The sequence below is a fragment of the Rhodococcus sp. T7 genome (assembly GCF_009872365.1).
Taxonomy (GTDB): Bacteria; Actinomycetota; Actinomycetes; order Mycobacteriales; family Mycobacteriaceae; genus Rhodococcus_F.
In genome coordinates this window covers 1-22,438 of the sequence record NZ_WXYH01000025.1, presented here as the reverse complement: position 1 = coordinate 22,438, position 22,438 = coordinate 1, and the positions used below count along the sequence as shown (strand labels likewise).

Annotated in this window: 15 protein-coding genes and 2 pseudogenes; 7 read left to right on the top strand and 10 right to left on the bottom strand. The window is 66.7% G+C overall.

Going from position 1 to position 22,438, the window contains the following annotated elements; genetic code table 11:
• The first annotated feature begins 8 nt into the window (after positions 1 to 8).
• A complete protein-coding gene (locus tag MLGJGCBP_RS04035; protein ID WP_236580909.1) occupies positions 9 to 7,247 on the top strand; it encodes an amino acid adenylation domain-containing protein in 7,239 nt (2,412 codons plus the stop codon).
• Here MLGJGCBP_RS04035 and MLGJGCBP_RS04030 read toward each other — a convergent pair.
• The 7 genes and pseudogenes from MLGJGCBP_RS04030 to MLGJGCBP_RS04000 all read right to left on the bottom strand — a co-directional run bounded on the left by MLGJGCBP_RS04030 (position 7,226) and on the right by MLGJGCBP_RS04000 (position 16,755).
• Positions 7,226 to 9,952: a non-ribosomal peptide synthetase gene (locus tag MLGJGCBP_RS04030; RefSeq protein WP_328799395.1), complete on the bottom strand. Its 2,727-nt coding sequence runs from the start codon at positions 9,950 to 9,952 to the stop codon at positions 7,226 to 7,228. The two genes, MLGJGCBP_RS04035 and MLGJGCBP_RS04030, sit on opposite strands and share 22 nt — an antisense overlap.
• Positions 9,953 to 10,188: 236 nt before the next feature.
• Positions 10,189 to 11,019: an SDR family oxidoreductase gene (locus tag MLGJGCBP_RS04025; protein ID WP_160094143.1), complete on the bottom strand. Its 831-nt coding sequence runs from the start codon at positions 11,017 to 11,019 to the stop codon at positions 10,189 to 10,191.
• Positions 11,016 to 11,729, bottom strand: a complete 714-nt coding sequence (locus MLGJGCBP_RS04020; RefSeq protein WP_160094142.1) for a thioesterase II family protein — start codon at positions 11,727 to 11,729, stop codon at positions 11,016 to 11,018. The genes MLGJGCBP_RS04025 and MLGJGCBP_RS04020 overlap by 4 nt, the downstream gene beginning before the upstream one ends.
• 170 nt (positions 11,730 to 11,899) lie before the next feature.
• Positions 11,900 to 12,751, bottom strand: a complete 852-nt coding sequence (locus tag MLGJGCBP_RS04015) for an ABC transporter permease (protein WP_160094141.1) — start codon at positions 12,749 to 12,751, stop codon at positions 11,900 to 11,902.
• Positions 12,748 to 13,656, bottom strand: coding sequence for an ABC transporter ATP-binding protein (locus MLGJGCBP_RS04010; RefSeq protein WP_236580908.1), 909 nt, complete (start codon positions 13,654 to 13,656; stop codon positions 12,748 to 12,750). Before MLGJGCBP_RS04010 ends, MLGJGCBP_RS04015 begins: the two co-directional genes overlap by 4 nt.
• Positions 13,657 to 14,191: 535 nt before the next feature.
• Positions 14,192 to 14,964 (bottom strand): annotated as a pseudogene (locus MLGJGCBP_RS04005) (sulfite exporter TauE/SafE family protein).
• A gap of 414 nt (positions 14,965 to 15,378) precedes the next feature.
• The gene (locus MLGJGCBP_RS04000) at positions 15,379 to 16,755 is read right to left on the bottom strand and encodes an MBL fold metallo-hydrolase (protein ID WP_160094139.1); all 1,377 of its coding nucleotides are present in this window, start codon (positions 16,753 to 16,755) and stop codon (positions 15,379 to 15,381) included.
• A 437-nt stretch (positions 16,756 to 17,192) separates the two neighbouring features.
• On the opposite strand from MLGJGCBP_RS04000, the gene MLGJGCBP_RS03995 reads away from it, so the two are divergent.
• Positions 17,193 to 17,636, top strand: coding sequence for an FAD-dependent monooxygenase (locus tag MLGJGCBP_RS03995; RefSeq protein WP_328799396.1), 444 nt, complete (start codon positions 17,193 to 17,195; stop codon positions 17,634 to 17,636).
• A 251-nt stretch (positions 17,637 to 17,887) separates the two neighbouring features.
• Here the strand turns inward: MLGJGCBP_RS03995 and MLGJGCBP_RS03990 are convergent, their stop codons facing one another.
• On the bottom strand, positions 17,888 to 18,160 hold the full coding sequence (locus tag MLGJGCBP_RS03990) for a metal-sensitive transcriptional regulator (RefSeq protein WP_087561326.1): 273 nt from the start codon (positions 18,158 to 18,160) through the stop codon (positions 17,888 to 17,890).
• Positions 18,161 to 19,083: 923 nt separating this feature from the next.
• Between MLGJGCBP_RS03990 and MLGJGCBP_RS53670 the strand changes: the two genes are divergently transcribed.
• A complete protein-coding gene (locus tag MLGJGCBP_RS53670) occupies positions 19,084 to 19,374 on the top strand; it encodes a hypothetical protein (protein WP_328799394.1) in 291 nt (96 codons plus the stop codon).
• A 200-nt stretch (positions 19,375 to 19,574) separates the two neighbouring features.
• The gene (locus MLGJGCBP_RS03980; RefSeq protein ID WP_087561325.1) at positions 19,575 to 19,781 is read left to right on the top strand and encodes a hypothetical protein; all 207 of its coding nucleotides are present in this window, start codon (positions 19,575 to 19,577) and stop codon (positions 19,779 to 19,781) included.
• Between the two features lie 17 nt (positions 19,782 to 19,798).
• Here MLGJGCBP_RS03980 and MLGJGCBP_RS03975 read toward each other — a convergent pair whose 3' ends face one another.
• A complete protein-coding gene (locus MLGJGCBP_RS03975) occupies positions 19,799 to 20,287 on the bottom strand; it encodes a hypothetical protein (protein ID WP_201452952.1) in 489 nt (162 codons plus the stop codon).
• Positions 20,288 to 20,357: 70 nt separating this feature from the next.
• Positions 20,358 to 20,645, bottom strand: a complete 288-nt coding sequence (locus tag MLGJGCBP_RS54170) for a hypothetical protein (RefSeq protein WP_442972078.1) — start codon at positions 20,643 to 20,645, stop codon at positions 20,358 to 20,360.
• Here MLGJGCBP_RS54170 and MLGJGCBP_RS54165 point away from each other — a divergent pair.
• The 3 genes and pseudogenes from MLGJGCBP_RS54165 (at position 20,529) to MLGJGCBP_RS03965 (ending at position 22,189) form a co-directional block, all read left to right on the top strand.
• A complete protein-coding gene (locus MLGJGCBP_RS54165) occupies positions 20,529 to 20,816 on the top strand; it encodes a transposase (RefSeq protein ID WP_442972077.1) in 288 nt (95 codons plus the stop codon). The genes MLGJGCBP_RS54170 and MLGJGCBP_RS54165 overlap by 117 nt on opposite strands.
• Positions 20,753 to 20,938: pseudogene (locus MLGJGCBP_RS54160) on the top strand (transposase); the annotation flags it as partial. The gene MLGJGCBP_RS54165 and the pseudogene MLGJGCBP_RS54160, both read left to right, overlap by 64 nt.
• A 309-nt stretch (positions 20,939 to 21,247) precedes the next feature.
• The gene (locus tag MLGJGCBP_RS03965; RefSeq protein WP_160094146.1) at positions 21,248 to 22,189 is read left to right on the top strand and encodes a phospholipase D family protein; all 942 of its coding nucleotides are present in this window, start codon (positions 21,248 to 21,250) and stop codon (positions 22,187 to 22,189) included.
• The last annotated feature ends 249 nt before the right edge of the window (positions 22,190 to 22,438 follow it).

Sequence of the window (22,438 nt, the reverse complement as noted above, 5' to 3'; positions counted from 1 at the left end):
CGGCCGGGGTGCTGACCGCCGGCGAGGTCACCGAACTCGCCGAACTCTGGACCCAAGCCCTCACCGCACTGACCACCCACACCCACACCCCCCACGCAGGCGGACTCACCCCCACCGACCTCGACCTCATCACCCTCGACCAACACACCATCGACACCCTCGAAACCCACTACCCCACCCTCACCGACATCTGGCCCCTCACCCCACTCCAAGCCGGACTCCTCTACCACTCCGAACTCACCCACACCCACGACACCTACACCGTCCAACTCGTCCTCACCCTCCACGGCCCCCTCGACCCCCACCAACTCCACACCGCCGCCAACACCCTCCTCCACCGCCACCCCAACCTCCGCGCCGCCTTCACCCACACCCCCGACGGCACCCCCACCCAAATCATCACCGCCCACACCGAACTGCCCTTCACCCACCACGACCTCACCCCCCTCGACCCCCACCACCGCCACGCCACCACCGACCACCTCCTCACCACCGACCGCACCACCCGCTTCGACCTCACCGACCCCCCACTGATCCGCCTGACCCTCATCACCCACACCCCCACCGACCACCGCCTCGCCATCACCAACCACCACATCCTCCTCGACGGCTGGTCCACCCCCCTGCTCCTGCGCGAACTGCTCCACCTCTACACCACCGGCAACGACCACCACCTCCCCCACACCACCCCCTACCGCGACTACCTCACCTGGCTCACCCACCGCGACGCCACCGACAGCATCACCGCCTGGCAACACGCCCTCCACGGCATCGACGAACCCACCCTGCTCGTCCCGGCCGAGGTGGCCCGGGGGCGGACCGGCCCCTCGGCCGAGCGCGCGGTGACGCTGACCGAGGAGCTGACCGAGGCCCTGCGGTCACTGGCCCGCGACCGCAACCTCACCCTCAACACCATCCTCCACACCGCCTGGGGCATCGTCCTGTCCACCCACACCCACCGCAACGACGTCGTCTTCGGCACCACCGTCTCCGGACGCCCACCCCACATCCCCGGCATCGAAACGATGATCGGACTGTTCATCAACACCATCCCCGTCCGCATCACCCTCCACCCCACCGACACCCTCACCGACCTCCTCCACCGAACCCACACCACCCACACCCGACTCCTCGACCACCACCACCTCGGCCTCACCGACATCCACACCGCCACCGGACCCGCCGCCACCTTCGACACCCTCACCGTCCTCGAGTCCTACCCCCTCGACCCCACCACCCTCACCACCGGCGACACCACCGGCCTCCACATCACCGATGTCCAGGGCACCGACGCCACCCACTACCCCCTCGCCCTCGCCGTCACCGAGGGAACCGCTCTTCACCTGAAGTTCGAATATCTTCCGGTCGCACTCGACCGTACGGCGGTCGAATCCCTGGCGCGGCAGGTGATCCGGGTGCTGGAGATGATCGCCACCCGTCCAGATCTTCCCCTCGCCCGGCTCCACCTGCTCAGTGACACCGAGATGCGCGAACTCCGTCCCGCCCGTGGTGCTGTTCCCGGACCCGACAGGACTTTCGCCGACATCCTGACCGATGCGGTCGCATTCGACCCCGCGGCACCGGCATTGTCGTACGGAAGTCGGGTGGTGTCCTACCGCGAGCTCGACGAGACATCGAATCGGTTGGCGCGCCTGCTCGTCGAACAGGGAGCCCGGCCGGAAACGTTCGTTGCCCTCGCGATTCCGCGGTCGATCGATTCCGTGGTCGCGACGTGGGCGGTGGTCAAGACCGGTGCGGCCTTCATGCCTGTCGATGTGACCTATCCCGACGTGCGGATCGAGCACCTGCTCACCGATTCCGGTTCTATCCTCGGTATCACGCTCGAGGCCCACCGAGGCCGCTTGCCGCTGACCGTCCGATGGATCGTCCTCGACGCCCCGGACATCACCGCGGCGATCGGGCGCTACCCTGCGACCGCCGTCGGTGACTCCGAACGGCGGGCACCGCTGCGGGTAGATCATCCCGCCTACCTGATCTACACCTCCGGGTCCACCGGCACCCCCAAGGGAGTGGTGGTCAGCCACCGGGGACTCGCGACCCTCGCGGCCACCCAAGCCCAGCTGACGGGGACGGATCGACGGTCGCGTGTCCTGCACTTCTCCTCGCCCACATTCGACGGTTCGATCTTCGACTATCTGCTGGCGTTCGGGGTCGGGACGACGATGGTGATCACCGCCCCGACGGTGTACGGCGGCAGCGAACTGGCCCGGCTGCTGGCCTCCGAACGGATCACCCACGCGTTCGTTCCCACAGCGGCGCTGGCGTCGACCGACCCCGAAGACCTCCACTGCCTGACCGATGTGGTGGTCGGAGGCGAGGCGTGCCCGCCCGGACTGGTGACCCGCTGGGCCCCGGGTCGCCGACTGCGCAACGGCTACGGCCCGACCGAAACCACCGTGATGTGCAACATCAGTGAGCCGATGGCCGTCGGATCTCCGGTGACCGTCGGGGGCCCGATCGGCGGGGTCGCCGAACTCGTCCTCGACTGCCGAATGCAGCCGGTCCCGGCCGGTGTGCCCGGTGAGCTCTACATCGCCGGGGGCGGGCTTGCCCGCGGTTATCACCGGCGTCCCGGCCTCACCGCCGCGTCGTTCGTCGCCAACCCCTTCGGCGAACCGGGCGAACGGATGTACCGGACCGGTGACATGGTGCGGTGGACGAGGGACACCCATGCGCTCGAATACCTCGGCCGGAGCGACTTCCAGGTGAAGATCCGCGGTTTCCGCATCGAACCGGGTGAGATCGACAACGCGCTCGCCCTGCACCCCGACGTCGACTACGCCGCCACCGTCAGCCGGCTGGGACCTGCCGGAGACCCGATTCTCGTCTCGTACGTACTGCCCGCCGAGGACACCGACCCCCAGCCCACCGAGCTGCGCACCTACCTGGCCGATCGTCTTCCCTCGTACCTGGTCCCCGCCGCCGTCGTGACGATCGACGAGATCCCGTTGACGCGTGTCGGCAAGCTCGACCGCGCCGCGCTTCCCGACCCTCGGATCGACTCGACCACCCGCCGATCGCGCCGCGCCGCGACTCCCGTGGAGGAGATCGTGGCGGACGCCTTCGCCGCGGTGCTCGGCATCGCCCACGTCGGTGTCGACGACAACTTCTTCGATGCCGGCGGCAACTCGCTCAGCGCCACGCGAGCGGTCGCGCGCGTCGATGCGGCCCTCGACACCGATCTCGGAGTCCGCGATCTGTTCGAGAACCCGACGCCACGCACCCTCGCCCACCAGCTGGCGCGACGGACGGGTGACTCCCCGCGACCGTTGATGGCCGGCCCCCGACCCCCCGTGCTCCCGCTGTCACCCGCACAACACCGGATGTGGTTCCTCAACCAGTACGACACCGCCTCACCCGCCTACAACATTCCCGTCACGCTTCGCCTCACCGGGGAGCTCGACCCCGACGCACTCTCGGCGGCCCTGACCGACGTCGTGACACGGCACGAAGCACTCCGCACCATCTACCCGCTGCGCGACGGTCAGCCCGTCCAGCACGTACTGCCCCCCAGGGATGCAGTCCCGCACGCCGACATCGTCAGTGCCACCGATGACGACCTGACGGCCCGCATCTCCCGGTTCGTGACCACGGGGTTCGACGTCACCGTCGACCCTCCGTTGCGCTGCAGGCTGCTCCGTCTCACGCCCGAACACCACGTCCTCGTCCTCGTCCTGCACCACATCAGCGCCGACGGCCAATCGATGGCCCCGCTGACCCGGGACTTCGTCACTGCCTACGCCGCCCGGACGCGTCACGAGCCGCCCCGCTGGGCACCCCTGCCCGTCCAGTACGCGGATTACGCGCTCCGTCAGCACGAGTTGTTCGGGACGCCGGCCGGCCCGCACAGCCGGCTCGCGAGCGGGCTCGAGTACTGGACACGCACGCTCGACGGACTGCCCGAGGTTCTGCCCCTGCCCACGGACCGGCCACGCCCACTGCAGCGAAGCCTGCGCGGCGACCGGTGGGACTTCCGCATCGACGCGGACGTGCACGGCGCCCTGCGATCGATGGCACGTCACCGAAACACCACCCTGTTCATGACGGTGCACGCGGCGCTGGCCGCGCTGGTGTCGCGACTGACCGGGACCGCCGACATCGCCATCGGTACCGCCGTTGCGGGCAGGCCGGAACCGGCACTGGACGACCTGGTCGGCATGTTCGTCAACACCCTCGTCCTGCGTACTCGTGTCGACGCCGCCGATACGTTCACCGCTCTCCTCGCGCACACTCGCGAAACCGATCTCGGCGCGTTCACCCACGCCGACCTGCCGTTCGAGCGACTCGTCGAGGCGCTGACCCCGGTTCGCTCCACCTCACACTCCCCGCTGTTCCAGGTGTCGCTCGAGTTCGAGAGCCCCGCCCGGCCCGCGCACCTCACCCTGCCCGAGGTCGAGGTCGAGGCAGTCGCCGTTGCGACGGCAATCGCCAAGGAAGATCTCGAACTCCTGGTCGTCGAGGAATTCGACAGCGGCGGTGCACCTGCGGGAATCGCTGCGGCCTTCACCTATGCCACCGACCTGTTCGACTCCCCCACGGTCGCCAGGTTCGCGGAACTGTTCATCCGCATCCTCGAATCGGTTGCCGACGACCCGGACCGGCCGGTCGGTGACATCGAGATCGTCGATGCCGTGGAGCGCGAACCGGATGTCGGCGCCCGAGGACCGGATCCCCGGCCGTGGCCGGAACTGCTGTCCGATGCGGCCCGGATGGGCTGCGATGCCGTGGCCGTGAGCTGCGAGGGACGCGAGATCACCTACCGTCGACTCGACGAGCGTTCCAGCCGGCTGGCCCGACTTCTGATCGATCGCGGGGCGGGACCGGAAACCTTTGTCGCGTCGGCTCTCCCACGCTCCATCGAATCGGTGGTGGTCCTGTGGGCGGTAGTGAAATCCGGCGCCGCCCCGGTGCCGGTCGACCCGACGTACCCGGCCGACCGCATCAACCACATGCTGACAGATTGCCGAGCGTTACTGGGGGTGACGTCGTCCGCGTATCGGGCACACCTCCCCGGTACGGTGCCCTGGCTGATTCTCGACGACCCCGCCTTCCAAGACGACCTCTCCGCATATGAGCGGACCGCCCTGACCGATGCGGATCGACTCGCTCCAGTGAAGCTCGCCCATCCCGCGTATCTGATCTACACCTCCGGGTCGACCGGGACACCGAAGGGCGTCGTGCTCACCCACACCGGGCTGGCGAATCTGGCCGAACACGAACGCACGCAACTGGCGGTCGCACCCGGCGCACGAGTGTCGCACCTTGCCTCACCCAGCTTCGACGCGTCAATCTTCGAGTTGACCATGGCATTCTGTGCCGGCGCCCACGTCGTGATCGTGCCACCCTTAACCTACGGTGGACCAGAACTGACCCGACTCCTCGACGACGCGCGCGTCAGTCACGCCTTCATCACCCCGACCGCGCTCGCGTCCCTCGACCCCAGTCGACTCGAGTCACTACGGGTCCTGACCGTTGCGGGTGAGCCGTGCCCGCCGGCACTGGCCACGCGCTGGGCCCCCGGCCGGCGCATGTTCAACGCCTACGGCCCCACCGAGACGACGATCATGTCGCACATCAGCGAACAGCTGACGCCGGACGGCCCGGTCTCCATCGGCCGTCCCGCCCGGGGATTCGTTGCCGCGGTACTCGACAGCCGGCTGCATCCCGTCCCAGCGGGAACGCCGGGCGAGCTGTACCTCGCCGGTCCCGGGCTGGCCCGTGGATACCACGCTCGACCCGCCGACACCGCACGGAACTTCGTCGCCTGCCCGTTCGCCGGCGCGGGCGAACGGATGTATCGCACCGGGGATCTGGTACGGACGCTCCCCGACGGCTCGCTCGAACATCTAGGTCGGACCGACTTCCAGATCAAGGTTCGGGGATTCCGGATCGAACCGGGCGAGATCGATTCCGCACTGGCAGCTCGGCGGGACGTGGATTTCGCCGTCACTCTCGGCCGGCCCGCCCCGGGCGGAGACACCGTGCTGGTCACCTACGTCGTTGCTCGTCCCGGTTCCACCATCGACACCGAGAATCTCGACCAGTACCTGTCCCGGCGGCTGCCCGCACACATGGTGCCGACGGCCTTCGTCGAGCTCGACCACATCCCGTTGACCCCCACCGGAAAGCTCGATCGTGCCGCCCTTCCCGATCCACAGTTCCAGTCGCGCACAGCGCGGTTCCGGCCACCGCGGACACCACTGGAGCGGGACGTGGTCGATGCTTTCGCGGAGATCCTCGGCACCGAGCAGGGACGGTCCGGAGGGATAGGTGTCGACGACGACTTCTTCGCTCTCGGCGGTACCTCCTTGACGGCGATCCGGGTGCTGACCACCCTGCAGGAGCGGCTCGGTCGCACCGTCCCATTGCAGGCGCTGTTTCTCGATCCCACCCCGGCCGGGCTCGCCGCGCGGATCGACGCTCGATCCGCACCGGACACGGTGGACGAGGCACTGCGAGTATTGGTGCCGCTCCGCCCGACCGGCACCGCACGACCACTGTTCTGTGTGCACGCCGGAATCGGTCTGGCATGGGCGTACACGGCGCTGGTGCGGCACCTCGCGCCGGGTCGACCCGTCTACGGTCTGCAATTGCCGTCGATCAGTGGTGGACCGGAGCTCGATTCGATCGAGGAGCTGGCCCACCGATACGTCGAGGAAATCAGAACGGTCCAATCGGTGGGTCCCTACCATCTCCTCGGCTGGTCGCTGGGCGGGACCATCGCCTACGCGGTGGCGACGGAGCTGCGCCGCGACGGCGACGATGTTGCCTCCCTCATCCTCCTCGACAGCTACCCAGGGAACCCGGACGGCACCCCACCAGCGCAGTTGGGTGTCGATCAGCTACTCGAAGGTCTCGGCGTCGAGGCCGCAACGAACGATGCCGGCGAGCTGACCTACGCGCGAGCGGCAGAAGTCCTCGAAGAGGTGTATGGGCCTGCGGCGGCTCTGACACCCGAGCACCTGCGCCGAATCAACGAGGGATACGAACGCTCGTCTCGAATGCTGACTCACTTCACTCCAGAGGTATTCAACGGGGACGTGCTTTTCGTCACCGCCGCGACAACGACGCCGGAAACAGGCACGGCCCTCGATGCCTGGCGACCGTCGATCACCGGAAACATCCGCGAACATCAGGTGCTGTGCGCCCACAATGACATGATGCAACCCGGACCCGCACAGCAGATCGGCGCGATCGTCGAGGCCTATCTGTCCGGCGACGGGTAGAGCCTGTCGAGGGTGGCACAGATGCCGTTGATACTCGGATGCAGATACAACTCCCGCATCGGAAGCACCGGCAACCCCTGACGGCGCATCATGCTGTCGGCTTTGATGGCGCACAACGAGTTGCCGCCGAGCTCGAAGAGATTGTCGTCGGCGGCGATCGGTACCCCCAGCACCGCTTCCCAGATGTCGGTGAGCGTTCCGGCCAGCCCACCTGCCGGGGATCCGTGGGGTATCGGGGAGCGCGGCGCGGGCCGATCGGGTTCGGGAAGCCGGGCCACGTCGAGCTTGCCGTTGATCGTGAGGGGAAGGGCGTCGACCATTGTGATGGTGCGCGGCACCATGTACTCCGGGAGGAACTTCTCGGCCCGCTGCCGAATCGCTTTGCCGTTCTCGTCCGAGGACACCACATACGCATCGAGACCGAATCCTCCTGGCGCGTCGTCACTTCCACTGGTCACCACCGCCGCATCGACGACGGAGGGATCGTCGAGCAGCACACTGCGCACCTCACCGAGTTCGACCCGGAAGCCGCGGATCTGTACCTGAGTGTCCAGCCGGCCGAGGTGTTCGAGCGTGCCGTCGCGACGGAGTCGACCCCGGTCTCCGGTTCGGTACAGCCTTCGGTTCCCGCACGACGGGACACGGAGAAAACGCTCCGCGGTGAGCTCGGGCCTACGGAGATACCCGAGCGCGACCCCCACACCGCCGACGTACACTTCCCCGTCCACACCCCCCGGAACCGGTCGTCCTCGTTCGTCGAGCACGAACACGTACCAGCCGGGCAGCGGTCGTCCCACTACCCGGGTGCCGGCCACCGCGTCGCCGCGCGTCACGGTGTGCGCCGTGACGTGCACCGTCGTCTCCGTTGTTCCGTACATGTCGACCAGTCGGCATCTCGACTCCGGATACCGGTCCATCCAGGGCAGAAGCGTCCGCGCATCGAGCGACTCGCCGCCGAAGACGACCAGGCGCAGCGCGCCGAGGCGGTCGAGCTCCCGGTCCGCGTCGGCGAGTTGCGCGAAGGCCGAGGGAGTTTGACTCAGGACACTCACCCGCTCGTCGGCGAGCAGTGCATGGAATTCGACCGGCGACCGAGAAATCCAGTAGGGCACGATGACCAGTCGCGCTCCCGTGAGCAGCGCACCCCAGATCTCCCAGACCGAGAAGTCGAAGGCCGACGAATGAAACATCGACCAGGTGTCCTCGGGGTGGAGCCGGAAGTCCGCAGCAGTTGCCGCGAGAAGCGCCAACACAGCGCGGTGCGGAATCATCACACCCTTCGGTCGACCGGTGGAACCGGAGGTGTAGATCACGTACGCCGCCGCGTCCGTGCCGGGCCCGTTCCCGTCCGTATCCGTGGTGTCATCTCGGGTCGATACCAGCTCCCGCGGTGAGACCACCCGGATCTCGCGGCTCCACGCCGGGTCCTCGACGTCGGTGACGACCAGTTGCACGTCGGCGTCGTCCACGGTGTACGCGAGCCGGTCCGCGGGATGCCGCACATCCATCGGGACGTATGCCGCCCCCACGTCGAGCACCGCCAGCATGGCGACGATCAGCTCCACGGACCGATCCAGGCACAGACCGACCCGGTCCCCCGGGCGGATCCCACGGATCCGGAGGCCAGCTGCCGCCCACCGTGATTGGTCGTCGAGCTCGGCATAGGTGAGCTGGCGATGACCGTGTACCACTGCAATCGCGTCGGGCTGGTCCTTCGCGCGGACCCGGAACAACGCCTCGATCCGTCCTGGACCGGGTACGGGCGGCGCGACCACGTCGAGACCCGCCCCAGAATTCGTCTGCTCGTCACCCACCGGGAGATCGCCGACGCGAACGTTCGCACCCGCACCGCGCAGCTGATGACACATGTGCATCACGTGCCGCCCGAACTGCCGTGCGGCCTCGTCATCCACCACATCCTGCTGACGATGTAGTTGGAGCAGGACTGCTCCGGTGGCGTCGACGACGGGGGCGAGGGTCAGCGGAAGCGGTGCGGACTGACAGGCCAGCCAGTCCCGGGCGGCCCGGGGGAACGTCGTCGTCCCACCCAGCACACCGACGCCGACCTCGCGAATGCCGCGCGGACCGTAGGCGGCGTCGGTGTCCAGCGGGGCACGAGCGTTTTGATCCAGCGAATGGAGCGTGCTGCTGACAACTTCCTGCAGCACAGCGTTTTCGGAGCAGTCGACCGTCGGCACCACGCAGTGGTAGAAACCGCCCAGGACGCACGACGGACGATCTCGATCCTCGCACCAGGCCGCCACCCGCACGCTGTCACGGTGCTCGTACCGGCCCAGGACCAGTGCGGCCGCGACGGTGATCGTGGCAGTGATGTCCCCATCGATCCGCCCCAGCGCATACTCGTAGGACACCGGTCCGGAACGCTGGGCGGCTGCCGCCCAGGGGAATCGATGGCGTCCCATACTCGCCGACGGCAACGGATCGAGGGCGTCGCCGTCATGGTGCTCGCCGAGCGGCCCCGCCGATACGGCGTCCACCCCCAGGTCACCGGTCAGGACCTCACTCATCGTGGCAAGCGACGTCGAATCCAGATCCCGGCGGTCCGCTGCGAGAACCAGGTCGGCCACCCCGTCCGAGTAGAGCAGCAGAACGGCCCTGACCCCGCACCCGTTCGTGCCGACCGGCCGCCGCAACTCACGGTCTCGACGACACCGTGCGGCGGCGTCCGCGGCAGATCCGTCCACCCGTTCGATCCACAAGCGCGGGGCCGCAACCTCATCCCCCCACCATCGCGCCCCCGCGGACTCCAGCAGCTCCGCTGTCGCATCAGGATCGACACCCCTGGCTATTCGCACCGACTGCGCATGGCCGTACGCCGCGCGCGCCAGCCCAGCCCGACCCCAATGGGATTGGTGCATAAGGTAACTCTACCGAAGAACGGTCCACATCATAAGCGCCGGAGCGCCACCTCCGTCCGCCGTCATCGCGCGGTGAACCCGCCGTCCACCGTCACGACGGTGCCGGTGACATGCTGCGAGTCGTCGGAGGCAAGCCATCGCGCGGCGGATGCGACGTCCTCGGGTTCGATGAGAGCGTTGTTCGGCTGCGACTGCACGAATACGGATTCGTGTTCCTCGACCTCCAGACCGAGCGAGCGCGTGATCTCGGCCAGCATTCTGCCCTCGAATGCGGGACTGTCGCGCACCGAACCAGGACACAGGGCGTTCACCCGGACCCCGCTCGGGGCGTAGTCGAGCGCAACGGCCTTCGTCAGTCCGATCAATCCGTGTTTGGCGGCGACATAACCTGCGAAACGGCGGTAGCCGACAATGCCCGCTGTCGACGAGATATTGATGATGCTGCCGCTGCGCTGCCCGACCATGATCTTTCCGGCGACGGCGATCGTGCGCCAGGCCCCGGAGAGATCGATGTCGAGCATCAACTGCCACTCGTCCTCCTCGATCTCATGGGCCAGGGACCCCGAGGGCGCCGCGATTCCGGCGTTGTTGACGAGGATGTCGATGTGGCCGAACCGTTCGTGCGCGGCGTCCACCGCGTCTCTGACCTCACCCAGCACGCGCACGTCGACCGCACTCGTCAGCACCGAGACCCCCTGGGCGCGGCACAACTCCGCGGTGTACTCGAGCTGGCTCGGCGTGCCGAGTGGATACGGAACACCCGGCAAATTCCGCGCGACGTCCACCAGCATCAGGTCCGCACCGCCGGCGGCCAACGTCACCGCGCACGCCCGGCCGATGCCCCTGGCCGCTCCGGTCACGACGGACGCCTTGCCGTCCAGGTCCGGACTCATCGGGAACCCGATTCCGCGAGCTGGGCAGCGACGAGGCGCAGTAGAGCGTGCGGGTGATCGGTGAGGTACATGTGGCCGCCGTCGAGTTCCAGCACCGAGGTGTCGGCCGTGGTAGCCGCCTGCCACTCGGCTGCCTGCACCGAGCTGACCAAGTGATCGTCACGACCGCGCAGGGCTGTGATCGGAATGTCCAGACACGGGTGCGGCGGGGGCCGATAGCTCTCGTGCATGTCGACGTCGGCGCGCAGGACCGGCAACAACAAATCACGCAATTCGGGGTTCTCCAAAGCAGGGTGCGAGTATCCGGCCAGTTCGTGGACCCGGGCCAGGAACTCGGCATCATCGAGCAGTGCCGCGCGAATCTCGCGAACATGGCGCGGTCCCGGTGACCCGCTGACGAACAGTCGTGTCACCGGCACATCGCCCTCCGCAACCAGCCGATGCGTGAGCTCGTAGGCGAGAACGGCTCCCAGGCTGTGCCCGAACACCGCGATCCTCTCGGCGTCCTGGCCCTCGCAGAGCGCTCGGGACAACAGATCTTCGACGGCCGCTGCGACATCGGTCAACAGCGGCTCGACGAACCGCTCCTCCCGCCCTGGCAGCTGCAGGGGCACGACGGACAAGCCTTTCGGGGCCAACCCGCGCCAGCCCCGAAAGAACGAGGCTCCCGAACCCGCGTAGGGCAAGCACAGGAGCGTGGTGTCGTCCATTGCTCGACTCCGTTCCAACGAAACAGAGATGTCCGGTTCTGTCGACCCTAAGCCGCCCGCCGCCCCGGCAGTGGCAGATTCTCGGATTGCCGTCTGTCTGCGGGTGTGGCCGTAGAGGAAGGTCGTGCGCGCACTCCACACCGTTCGCGCACCGCCTCGTCCACCGCCGGTTACCGCACCCATTGCACCGCGGCGTCGCGGGCCGCCTGCACCTGCGACCCGGTCTGCCGCCTCGCCATCCGGCGCAGAATCTTCGGTGTCGCCGCTGCACCCAGCACCGCCCACACACCGAGCACGACCACCGTCTGCCCGGTGCGCCAGGTCCCGGTGATCTCGAGCGCCGCGGCCGTATCCGGTAGGAACGCCGAGCGCATCCCCAGTCCGAGCCAGTACATCGGAAAAATCTGCGCGAGCACCTGCACCCAGCCCCACAACTGCTGGATCGGATAGAAGATCCCGGAGATGCCCGCCAGGAGCATCACCGGCAACATTCCCCACGTGTTCACCTTCTGCATGGTGGGAACGAGCGCACCGATGCACATGCCGATCGGCATCACCGCCAGCAAACCCAGCACCAGCACCCAGGCGACGGTGAACCAACCGGCGGGCTCAGCCATGAGCGAGTCGAAGAGCAGAAAGCTCGGTACCAGGATCACCACAATCTGTGGCAGCAGCTTCAGCGACTGCAGCAGCAGATGCGAGGTGAAGTAGCCGACCGTGCCGTTGGGAACCGCCTTGGCCCGCAGCAGCGTGCCGTCCTCCTTCTCCATCGCCAGGCTGAACGCCGGACCGACCACCACTCCGACGGCGATGAGCGCTCCGAGGATGCTCGGCAACGCCACCGACGGCACCGTCAGACCGGTGCCCTCGACCGGGGTGTCGCGGCGCAAGTACAGGTAACCCACCACCAGCACCGCCAGAAACAGGTAGAACTCTTGGTCCTGGGTGCTGCGGATACTCTGCACGAACTCGGTCCAGCCCCGGCGTAGACCCAACCGCACTGCGCACACCCGCGGCGTCATCCGGCGACCTCCCTCGTGAACAGCCGTACCGCGGCCTCCGCGTGACCGGCCTCGTGCTGCCGGACCAGAGCCAGGTAGGCGTCCTCGAGGCTGGCCCGGCGCACTTCCAGATCCCGGATGTCGTCGTGCCGGGCCAGCAACTCACGCACATAGGCGGTCGCATCGGCGGCCGAGACCGCGAATCGCTCACCATTGCGTGACCACGAAATCTCGGCGTCACCGGACACCCTCCGGGCCAGGGTGTCGGCGCTGTCGTCGGCGACGATTCTGCCACCGGCCAGGATCAGCACCCGGTCGGCGAGCTTCTCGGCCTCGTCGAGGTCATGTGTGGTGAGCACGATCGTGGTGTGCTCCCAATCGGCGAGACGACGCACGAGTTGGTGGAACTCGCGCCGCGCCTGCGGGTCGAATCCCGCGGTCGGCTCATCGAGGAACAACACCTCGGGGCGACCGACGATGCCGATCGCGACGTCGAGGCGGCGCCGCTGACCGCCGGAGAGGGTCGCGATCTTGCGGTCGGCAAGCGCGGTCAGCCCCACCGCCTCCAACAGCAACTCCGCCTCGTGCGGCCGGACCCGGTCGGGGGTGGAATACGGCGCATAGTATCCGCCGAGCTGGGTGAGCAGCCCACGCGGCGTCCACCGGGGGTGATCGCGCCAGGACTGCAGCACCACTCCTGTACGGGCCCGCCACTGTTCATCGGCCCAAGCGGGGTCCATTCCGAGTACCGTGACCTGCCCGGAGGACCGAATCCGGAACCCCTCGAGGATTTCGATCGTGGTGGTCTTCCCAGCGCCATTGGGCCCGAGCAAACAGAGCACCTCACCCGGATACACATCGAAATCGACGCCCGTCAGAACATCGTTGTCGCCGTACCGCATCCGGAGATCACGCACGGCGATCACCGGCACTCCGTCACACATACCCCAATGTAGGACGGCTTCGGCATTCGTAGCAATGCCGCTGCCCACGCCCACCCACGCCACCGATCCACGCGTGGCTGGAGTCTGACGTGCGGTCGTGGTGATCATCGATCCGGGCTGCTCGCCGTGAGCGCTATCCGGTGACCTCGCCGCCGGACCAGGTCGTTGCCGAACTACTGCACGACGGCGAACGCACGGCGAAGACCGCTTGGCGTCGTTGGAAGGAGTCGATCCGGGAAAATCACACAGACCGTGCCGCCTGCTCGAGGGCGCCCTTGTTTCGTTCCGTCAGCCGGCCGATCTCATCGTCGGTCAGCAATCCGCGGTAGTAGGCGCGTTCGATCTCGTCCCCGCTGCCCGGCTCGTAATACCCTCGACGAGATCCGTGTGGCGACCGAGTCCGGGCCGACTCGGATCGGCTCGAGCTACGTGGCACGCTTCCTCGACCACACCGGACATTCCTTGTGATCAGTTCTCACTCGAGTACCGAAACATCTTTTGGACTGGAGCGGCCCGCTCATCTCGGACAGATGGTATCGAACACGACGTATGCAGCGACTGAGAAGATGAGATACGCGAACCAGCGCTGGAGTCGGTCGGTCTGCATACGGGCGCCGAAGTGGCCGGCGATCAGCGATCCGATGACCGCGGTTCCAGCGAAGGCGGCGGTGATCGCCCAGTCGATACTCGCGCCGCCCAGGTGCGAGATGAGTCCGGCGGCCGAGTTCGCCACGATAATTATCAATGAGGTGGAACGGCGACCTGCATTTCGACGCCGAGCATCAACACCAGGGCCGGGATGATGAGGAATCCGCCGCCGACACCGAACAACCCGGTCAGGATTCCGACCGCGAATCCGGCCGGAATCGAGCGGGAAGCACAGCGGCGCCAGTTGATTCCGGAATCTCCGGTGGTGCACGCAGCCCCTGTGCCCCCGTGGGCCAGCAGCATTCGCAAACCGGCAACAATCATCACCGTTGCGAAGCCGATCATCACCATCGATTGCGGGAGTAGCTGCCCGACAGTACTGCCGACGAATGTGCCGGGGATGCCCGCTGCAGCGAAGATACCAGCGAGGCGCCACTGGACCTGGTGCGCGCGAAGTTTGGGTAGGGCTCCCCCGGCGGAAGCGATGCCGATGACGAGAAGAGAGATCGGAATCGCCTGCGTGATATCGAGTCCGAGGACATAGACGAGGGCTGGGACGGCCAGAATGGATCCGCCGCCGCCGAGTAGCCCGAGTAGGACGCCGATGACCGCGCCGAGAATGAGCGCTGCTGTGAGGGTCATGGTCCACTTTCCGTCTTCGCACGTGAAACGCCGGAGGTTAGTCCGACTGTGGGTTGGGTGTCGGTTGCGGGCCGGCGATCAGTATTCGCCTCGTCGGCGCGATAGCGGAGTTCGCGCGATCAACGTCCGAAGAGCGCGCGGATGAATCCCGACTTCGGCTGAGGGGTGGGCCGGGCGGCGCAAGTGCACCGGTCGGCTGCCGGCACGGACCGCAGGACGCTGTCAGCGTGCCGGCCGCACCCTGCCCACGTCGTCTTTTCACAGCTCGAGCAGTTGATGGTGTAACACATGGCATGTCTCCGTTGGATCGATGTCGTGCCCCGACAAGGGGCCTATGACGTTGGTGGTCGGACGGTGGCTGGAAGGAAACTTCTCTGGCTGGCCGGGGTTTCGGTCTACATGGACCCGGCGGGGTCAGGCGGCGGTGCGTGCCGCCCATGCGTTGTAGCCGCCAACAAGGTCGCTGACCTGTTCGAAGCCGTGTGCGCGTAGGAGGGAGGCCGCTACGCTCGACCTCCAGCCGCCGGCGCAGTGCACGACGATCGGCCGATCGGCGGGGAGTTCGTCGAGCCTGAGTCGTAGCTGTGCCAGGGGGATCGACGCAGCGCTCGGAATAGCCCCGAGCTCACGTTCTCCCGGATTGCGAATGTCGACGAGGGCCACCGCGTTCGCGGCGAGTAAGTCGTCCAGTGCGTGAGCGGTGGTTTTGGGGGCCGCTTGCGTCAGATCCGCCAATTCCGCTGGGAAGGGCTCGCCGGCGTCCACGGTCAGATAGCCGACAACGCGGTCCGAGCCGATGCGAGCCAGTCGCATGGCCGCGTCCTGTTCCTGTCCCGGGTAGGTGATCAGCACGATCTCTTCTCCGATCTCAGCCACCATGCCCGCGGTCTCGGCGAATCGGCCGTCGAACCCAACGTTCACCGTGCCCCGCAGGTGACTGGCACCGAAGTCGTCGGGGGTGCGGGCGTCGATTACACGGGTGCCAGAGGCAAGTGCAATGCGGACTTGGGCTGCAGTCATCGCAGGGACGCGGCGGTGCTGAGCGAGCAGAGGGCGGTCGCTCATATTCAGCGCAGCGTTGGCGGCAAAGTATGCGGGCACCGCTGGCTGCCCGTCGGTGATGAGGGCGACGAACGCCTCCTCGCTCATCGGCTGGACCGAGGGGTTGGTGCGGCGTCGCTCGCCGATCGTCGAGGTCAATTCGCGCGACAGGTTCTTGCCGCAGGCGGATCCCGCGCCGTGGGCGGGCATCATCGTAGTCGAGTCGGGCAGAGCAAGCAGGGTGTGATGGATGGTGCGATACATGGCCCGGGCGAGGTCGGTCGCGGATCCGCCTGCGAGGTTAACCAGGTCTGGGCGACCGACATCACCGATGAACAGCGCATCCCCGGTCAGCACCGCGACAGGAATTGTATGTGGACGCTCTCGTACCAGCAGGCTGATCGACTCCCAGGTGTGGCCTGGAGTAGCCAGCACCTCGATGTCGACGTCGCCGAGGGACAGGCGTTCCCCGTGCCGGAATCGGCGAATCGGGTAGTCGGTCTCGGCTGCGTCCCCGAATCCGATCCAAGCACCGGTGGACTCGCGCAGTTCGAGGTGGCCAGAAACGAAATCCGCGTGGAAATGTGTGTTGATCACGCCCTCGATGGTCAGCCCGTGGCGACGTGCGTCGACGAGGTAATCGGTGATGTCGCGGCGTGGGTCGATCACGACAGCTCGGCCTGTGCTCTGGTCGCCGACCAGGTACGACGCGTGGGATAAGCATTCGATGTAGTACTGCTCGAGAATCATCCGGTTGCCTTCCGACGGGCGGTTCGTGCGGGCTCTGCAACCATCGTGCCTATACCCCCGGGGGTATTCAACCAACAGTGCTCGTTGTCACAGTGCGGGTGCCCATTTTGGGGAGATGAGGTGCACCACGCCTCGCCGCGGACACCGCTTCCCGGATGGTGAGGCGAGATATCCCCCCGCGAGGTTCGGGTAGTGCCGAACGCGAGGCCGCGAGTCCGACCTGGGCCCGGCCGGCGTGACCGGCGCCTGTTGCTCTCCTTGCCGGTTTCGCGAAGAGCCTACTCAGCCAAGGTATTTAGCGATACCGGGCCGTACCGCCCTAGCGCGACTTTCCCAGGGTCCACACCACTGAGCTGAGCATCTGCCTGAGGGAAAGACCTGCGAGGATCGATGGATCGTGATCGACACCGAAGTGATCAACGAATGGCCGACACACGATCGACTGCGGTCCCACGGCGATCCAGGCCGTCGCGCAGTCGACTGCACTTCCAGGTGAGGACGAGAGGGAACTGGCCAGTCCGGCAGCAGTATGGCGACTACTCGAACGACAGGGCATTACCGAGAAGGTAGTCAAAATCCTGCATGCCGTGGTGTATCGCTACCACGTCCGCTTCGCGGACCGGTGCCAAGTGGGCCGGATCTTTCTCACCGGCGACGCCGAACAGGTCATGCCGCCATGGATCGGTGAGGGCATGGCTTCCGACATTCGGGGCGTCGCGACCCTGTGCCGGAAATTGCACGCCGTCATCACGGGTGCACTACCGGAATCGCTACTCGATCACTACGCGGAAGAACGCAAACCCCACGTGCGTGAGATGACAAGTCACGCTGTGTTCTTCGGGCTCACGCCCCGGGCGGGCGTGGCTACCGGCCCCCGGTGACCGTCGCCGATCACTCGATAGCTGGACAGACAGGCCGGACACGCTCATAACACCCGCACTGTCGACCACCCTGCACACTGCACCAGTCATCGCCCTTGGCGCGGAGCCCGGTGCGCCATCGCCTCGTAGGGGTGGACACGGTGAGGTGAGGCACACCGAGACGGTGCAACAGCGGGACCACCCTCTCCCCCAGCTGGAGGAGGGTGTCGGTCACGGTCGCCCGTTTCTGTGAGCAGTCGGGTGCGCGAGGCTCAGGCCAGGGCGAGGAAGAGCTTCTCGAGTTCAGCCTCGGTCATCGGCTCCTTGCCCTCGGCGGTCTCGCCCGTGAGGCATTCCCTCAGGCCGGAAGCGACGATCTTGAACCCGGCCCGATCCAGGGCCCGGGAGACCGCGGCGAGCTGGGTGACGACGTCCTTGCAGTCGCGGCCCTGCTCGATCATCGAGATCACCCCGGCGAGCTGACCGTGGGCACGGCGCAGCCGGTTGAGCACCAAGGCAATGTTGTCGTCATCGACGCCGACCATGGCGAGTTCCTTTCCTCGACTTGTCGCCCACTGTACCCCCGGGGGTATTGATCGGCCTTTTATACCCCCCGGGTATCTTCCAGTCCCGAGGACAATACCCCCATGGGTATCTTTGGCACACTAGCGCAGCCGGAACCTGCCGGCGTCAGCCCACGTGTACGCACGGCGCGAAGGAAGTGCGCGCCGTCGACTTGTCCGTTATCCGAATGCGACACAAAAGGACATACAGGATGGGGCGATCGCACGTAGCGAATGCCCACCCCGGAAACCCTCATCTAGATCCGGAACCTGCAACATTGTTGGGGAACAGTCTAATTCGCTCATCGGTGCTTACAAGATGCCATGCCATGAGCGTATGAACTGGGCCTGTGCCGGCCCGTGACGATTTCCTCGAAATCGATCCGGTGCGCTAGTCGGCGGTGGCCATCCCGAGCTGTCCGTCGATCGCGTGCGGGCGGTGCAGGGCCAGAACGATGTCCGAGCCCTCCTCGATCGATCTACCGCAGGAGCGGTGGATCGACGCGACACCCGCCCGGACGGCACGCTGCTCGACTTACTGGACACCTGGTACGAGGTCAACGGTGTCTGCACGCTCGAACGCACTGTCGTCGCGTAGCTTCCCGACGGCACCCGGATGGTGACCACGGCCAATGATGCCGACAACACCGACCCGAGGGCGGGCGGCCGGCACAGCGGGCGCATCCCGTTGACCCTCGACGAGTTGACCGCGATCGCCACCACCCGGTCCCTGGCGGTGACGGCACCCGTCATCCCGGCCGTCCCGCTGATGCGATCCTGTGGGGCCTTCACCGATGGGAACGGCCCGGAGCTGACCCAGGAGAAGGTGGCCCGGCTCGACCGGGCACGCGCTGGAGATCGTCGTCGCCAGCGGTCAACCCGAGGTGTCACCGCAGAATGCATACTTGAACGAGATCGACCCGAATCGCATCACCACGGTGTCAGCAGACGGGTCCACTGTCACCCGTGGGTTCTATCCCGAGCACGGCAGCGCCTACTTCTCGATCGTCCTCCCGTCCACCCAACAGATCATCATCAGCACCCCCATCGGGGGTTCCACCGTCCCGGTGACATTGGCGCAGATCGAATACCTGGCCTCCGCACCCGAGCTCGACCTGTCGATGCTGTCGGGATCGTCGCCGCGGGCGAGACCGGTGCGGATCGCGGCGGCGATAGCCCGGGTACGTCCCGCGTGACCGCGGACGTCGGCGAACGGGCTGGCGAGATTGCGGCGACACAAGTGGTATTCGGTGCGGATGACGACGTTGGTCGCCAACCGCATGTGCGCGGGGTTGACGCAACACGAGCCGATACGCGAACAGATCCGCCGGCACAGTGCCACGGTCGCGTGGTTGTGTCACAGGTACCATCGGTCCACGAGACAGGGAGGTCAGCTGTGAGCGCAACGAAGAAGCAGAAGGTACTCACCCAGCTAGAACTGATGATCAACTCGACCAATCCGGACTTCGCACCGCCGGCAGAGAGCGGTGATCCAAAGGAGCGTCACGAACGCTTCCAAGAATTCCACCGGCAGGTGACAGAAGCGGCCGACGACGACCCGATAATCGACACAGTCGCTCGCGAGATCGGACTGCCCGAATAGAGCATGTATCACATGCTTTACGGGACAGGGAAGGTGCCGAGCCCCGGGTTGACCAGTATCTGGTACCCATCGACAGGGGGATATGCGCCGACGTCGGCGACCGCGGCGATCGTGCCGCTGCCGGTGACGACCGTCGTAGGGGCGTATCGGCACCGATTCTCCGGTGCGGTGGGCCGACTGTGCTCGGGCTCCGCGAGTCGGAGGGCGGTGGTGCCGGCGACGCCGGTGGTCAGGTTCCGCCAGTTCACCGACACGGCGACGCAGTATCTCGAGTTCGTCGCTGAACGCTCCGCCGCAAAGGTCACTACGCCGGATGCACCCGTCGTTGCTGACGGCGTCACGGTCGACAGCGGCGGCGGGTAGTCACAGGCCAAGGTGGTCAGCAGCAGACATCCTGCGACGAACCGGACCGGGACCTGGAACGCCGTGGTCGTCGCTACCGGGACCGACGGTGCGTTCGCGGTCGCAGTGGCGGACGAGCAGAGCGGGATCGCGAGGACCGCCACGGATGCCGCGGCCCAGGCTACGAAGGGACGACGAATTGCTGCACGACGGACGTTAGCCTCTCGTGATGGATCAATCCCGACCCTGCTGCAGTGTCATGCTACTCGCGGTTGCGTCCAGCAGAGTGGTGTACGAACCGGATCCGAACCTGACCGGCGTGTCGTAACCCAAGAAAGCGGCCATCGCGTGACTCTGCGAGAGACCGACCAAAGTCACCCGGGTGTTGGCCCCGAGCTGCTGCGCATCCTGCTGTCCACGTTCATCGATGCGTTGATGCGTGCCGAGGCCGACAGACCGTGTGGTGCCGGCTTCGGCGAACGCTCCGATGCCTGTATCAACTTCCGAAACGGGTACCGGCACCGCGACTTCGCTCCCCCAAGCACTTCCTGCCGGGCGGTGCCCCCACCCGGGCCGGCACTCCCAACGTCGCGATCCCCAAGCTGCGCGCGGGTTCGTACTTCCCGGACTGGTTGCACTCGGTCTACGACCAACCGGACTCCGTTTCTGTTCACGCCCAATATGATCGGGTGATCGACGCTCTGTCTGAGAAGCGGCCGAAGGTCGCCGACCACCTCCACGCCGCACGGTCGGACCTGTTGGCGTTCACCGCGTTCCCGAAGCAGATCTGGAGGCAGATCTGGAGCAACAATCCCGCGGCGACAGCACCACCACTACCGAACCGAATCGGCTCAGAAGGTGACACCCGCGGCATCGACCGCATAACCCACCCCGAGGAGGTGCGTGACGACCTCGTACACTCTCCAGGACTTGGCCCTCCCTTATATCGCGAACCACTGGCGACCACACCGTCGACATATTCAGCAGCGCGCATTCCCGACGTCACCGCGGGACGATCGCATCTATACCGAAAGATACTGCACAGCATCAGGCTCCGCACTACCTGCGCTTCTGGCAGGCTATTGCCCCACCTGTCCCCTGCATGCCGATTACCGTCTGTCGGTATGGGTACCACCTTCCACGGGCCGAGTCCGTGGCCACACATCACCCGCGCGATCCGCACCCGCGGCGCCCGGTACGCGGCGATCGGCTACCTCGGCCAGGACGCACCCGACCTGCTGCCGCTGCGAGCCGGGGACGTTCTCGTCGTCAACGCGTCCAGGGCCGCGATAAAGGCGCACGCCACCTCCCCCGCAGCCCTCGCGCACTACCTGAACAAGGGTGTCCGGGTACTTTCCTGCCCCACCCTGCACGCCAAAGTCATCGCCACCACCACGCGGGCGGTGATCGGGTCGGCGAACGCCTCCGAGAACTCGACCCTCGCCGACGACGGTGTGGTCATCACCGACGACCCCGAGATCATCGCCTCGGTACGGAAGTTCATCGACGCTCTCACCGAGATCACCGAAGTCGATCAAGTGTTCCTCGACGACGCCATCCGGGAGTGGGAGATCGGCCGGGCCGTCCCGCTTCCCGGTGTCACCGGCCGGATCCGCGCCGAAGCGGACTTCCTGCCCGCCCAGGTCACCCGGATGTTCGTCAAACATGCCGTCGACTACGAACCGACCCCCACCGAGAAACGGGTGCTCGACAAGCAACGGGGCCGCCACGCCACCGGTGGGCCGGCAGTGAGATACCAACTCGACTCCCTCCGCCTCGACGAACCCGGCACCATCCGGCGCGGCGATGTGATCGTCTTCGTCTCCGCCGACGACCAGTGGGTCTACCCGCCGGCGGTGGTGACCTCCGATGCCATGCGGGTCCCGCGGTCCGGCGGCGCGGTGCTGTATTTCCTGCGCACCCGCACCGACCTGCCGGCCTTGCCCCTCGCCGGCGCAGCGAAGGCGCTCACCGATCTTGGACATCCGGGATCCCGGCTACACACCGATCACTACGTCCGTTCCCCGAGCCTGCGAGCCGCGTTGCTCGGACTGTGGGAGCTGTGACCGGGACCGGCGGGGTGGTCTTTCGCAGGGTCGCGGTACCGAGGCGGTCGGCAACCTCGTGCTGCCCGTGAAGGGTGCTGACCGTCTGGGACGGTTTGTTGGGCGTGCCCCAGATCTCTGCGGCGGCGCTGTTCAGAACGCACCCGCGCATAGTGGTCGGGTTCGGCTCGTGCCCCTGCGTGTCAGGGTGAGTTGAGTCCAACGGTTCATAGCAACCCCGCCAGCAGGGCGAGAGACGGATCAACCCCA

What these genes read in the sequence shown, in the direction of transcription:
- MLGJGCBP_RS04025 (WP_160094143.1), bottom strand. Translation starts at nt 11,019, where the DNA reads ATGAGTCCGGACCTGGACGGCAAGGCGTCCGTCGTGACCGGAGCGGCC.
- MLGJGCBP_RS04015 (WP_160094141.1), bottom strand. Translation starts at nt 12,751, where the DNA reads ATGACGCCGCGGGTGTGCGCAGTGCGGTTGGGTCTACGCCGGGGCTGG.
- MLGJGCBP_RS03990 (WP_087561326.1), bottom strand. Translation starts at nt 18,160, where the DNA reads ATGGTCGGCGTCGATGACGACAACATTGCCTTGGTGCTCAACCGGCTG.
- MLGJGCBP_RS03965 (WP_160094146.1), top strand. Translation starts at nt 21,248, where the DNA reads ATGGGTACCACCTTCCACGGGCCGAGTCCGTGGCCACACATCACCCGC.
- MLGJGCBP_RS04000 (WP_160094139.1), bottom strand. Translation starts at nt 16,755, where the DNA reads ATGATTCTCGAGCAGTACTACATCGAATGCTTATCCCACGCGTCGTAC.
- MLGJGCBP_RS04020 (WP_160094142.1), bottom strand. Translation starts at nt 11,729, where the DNA reads ATGGACGACACCACGCTCCTGTGCTTGCCCTACGCGGGTTCGGGAGCC.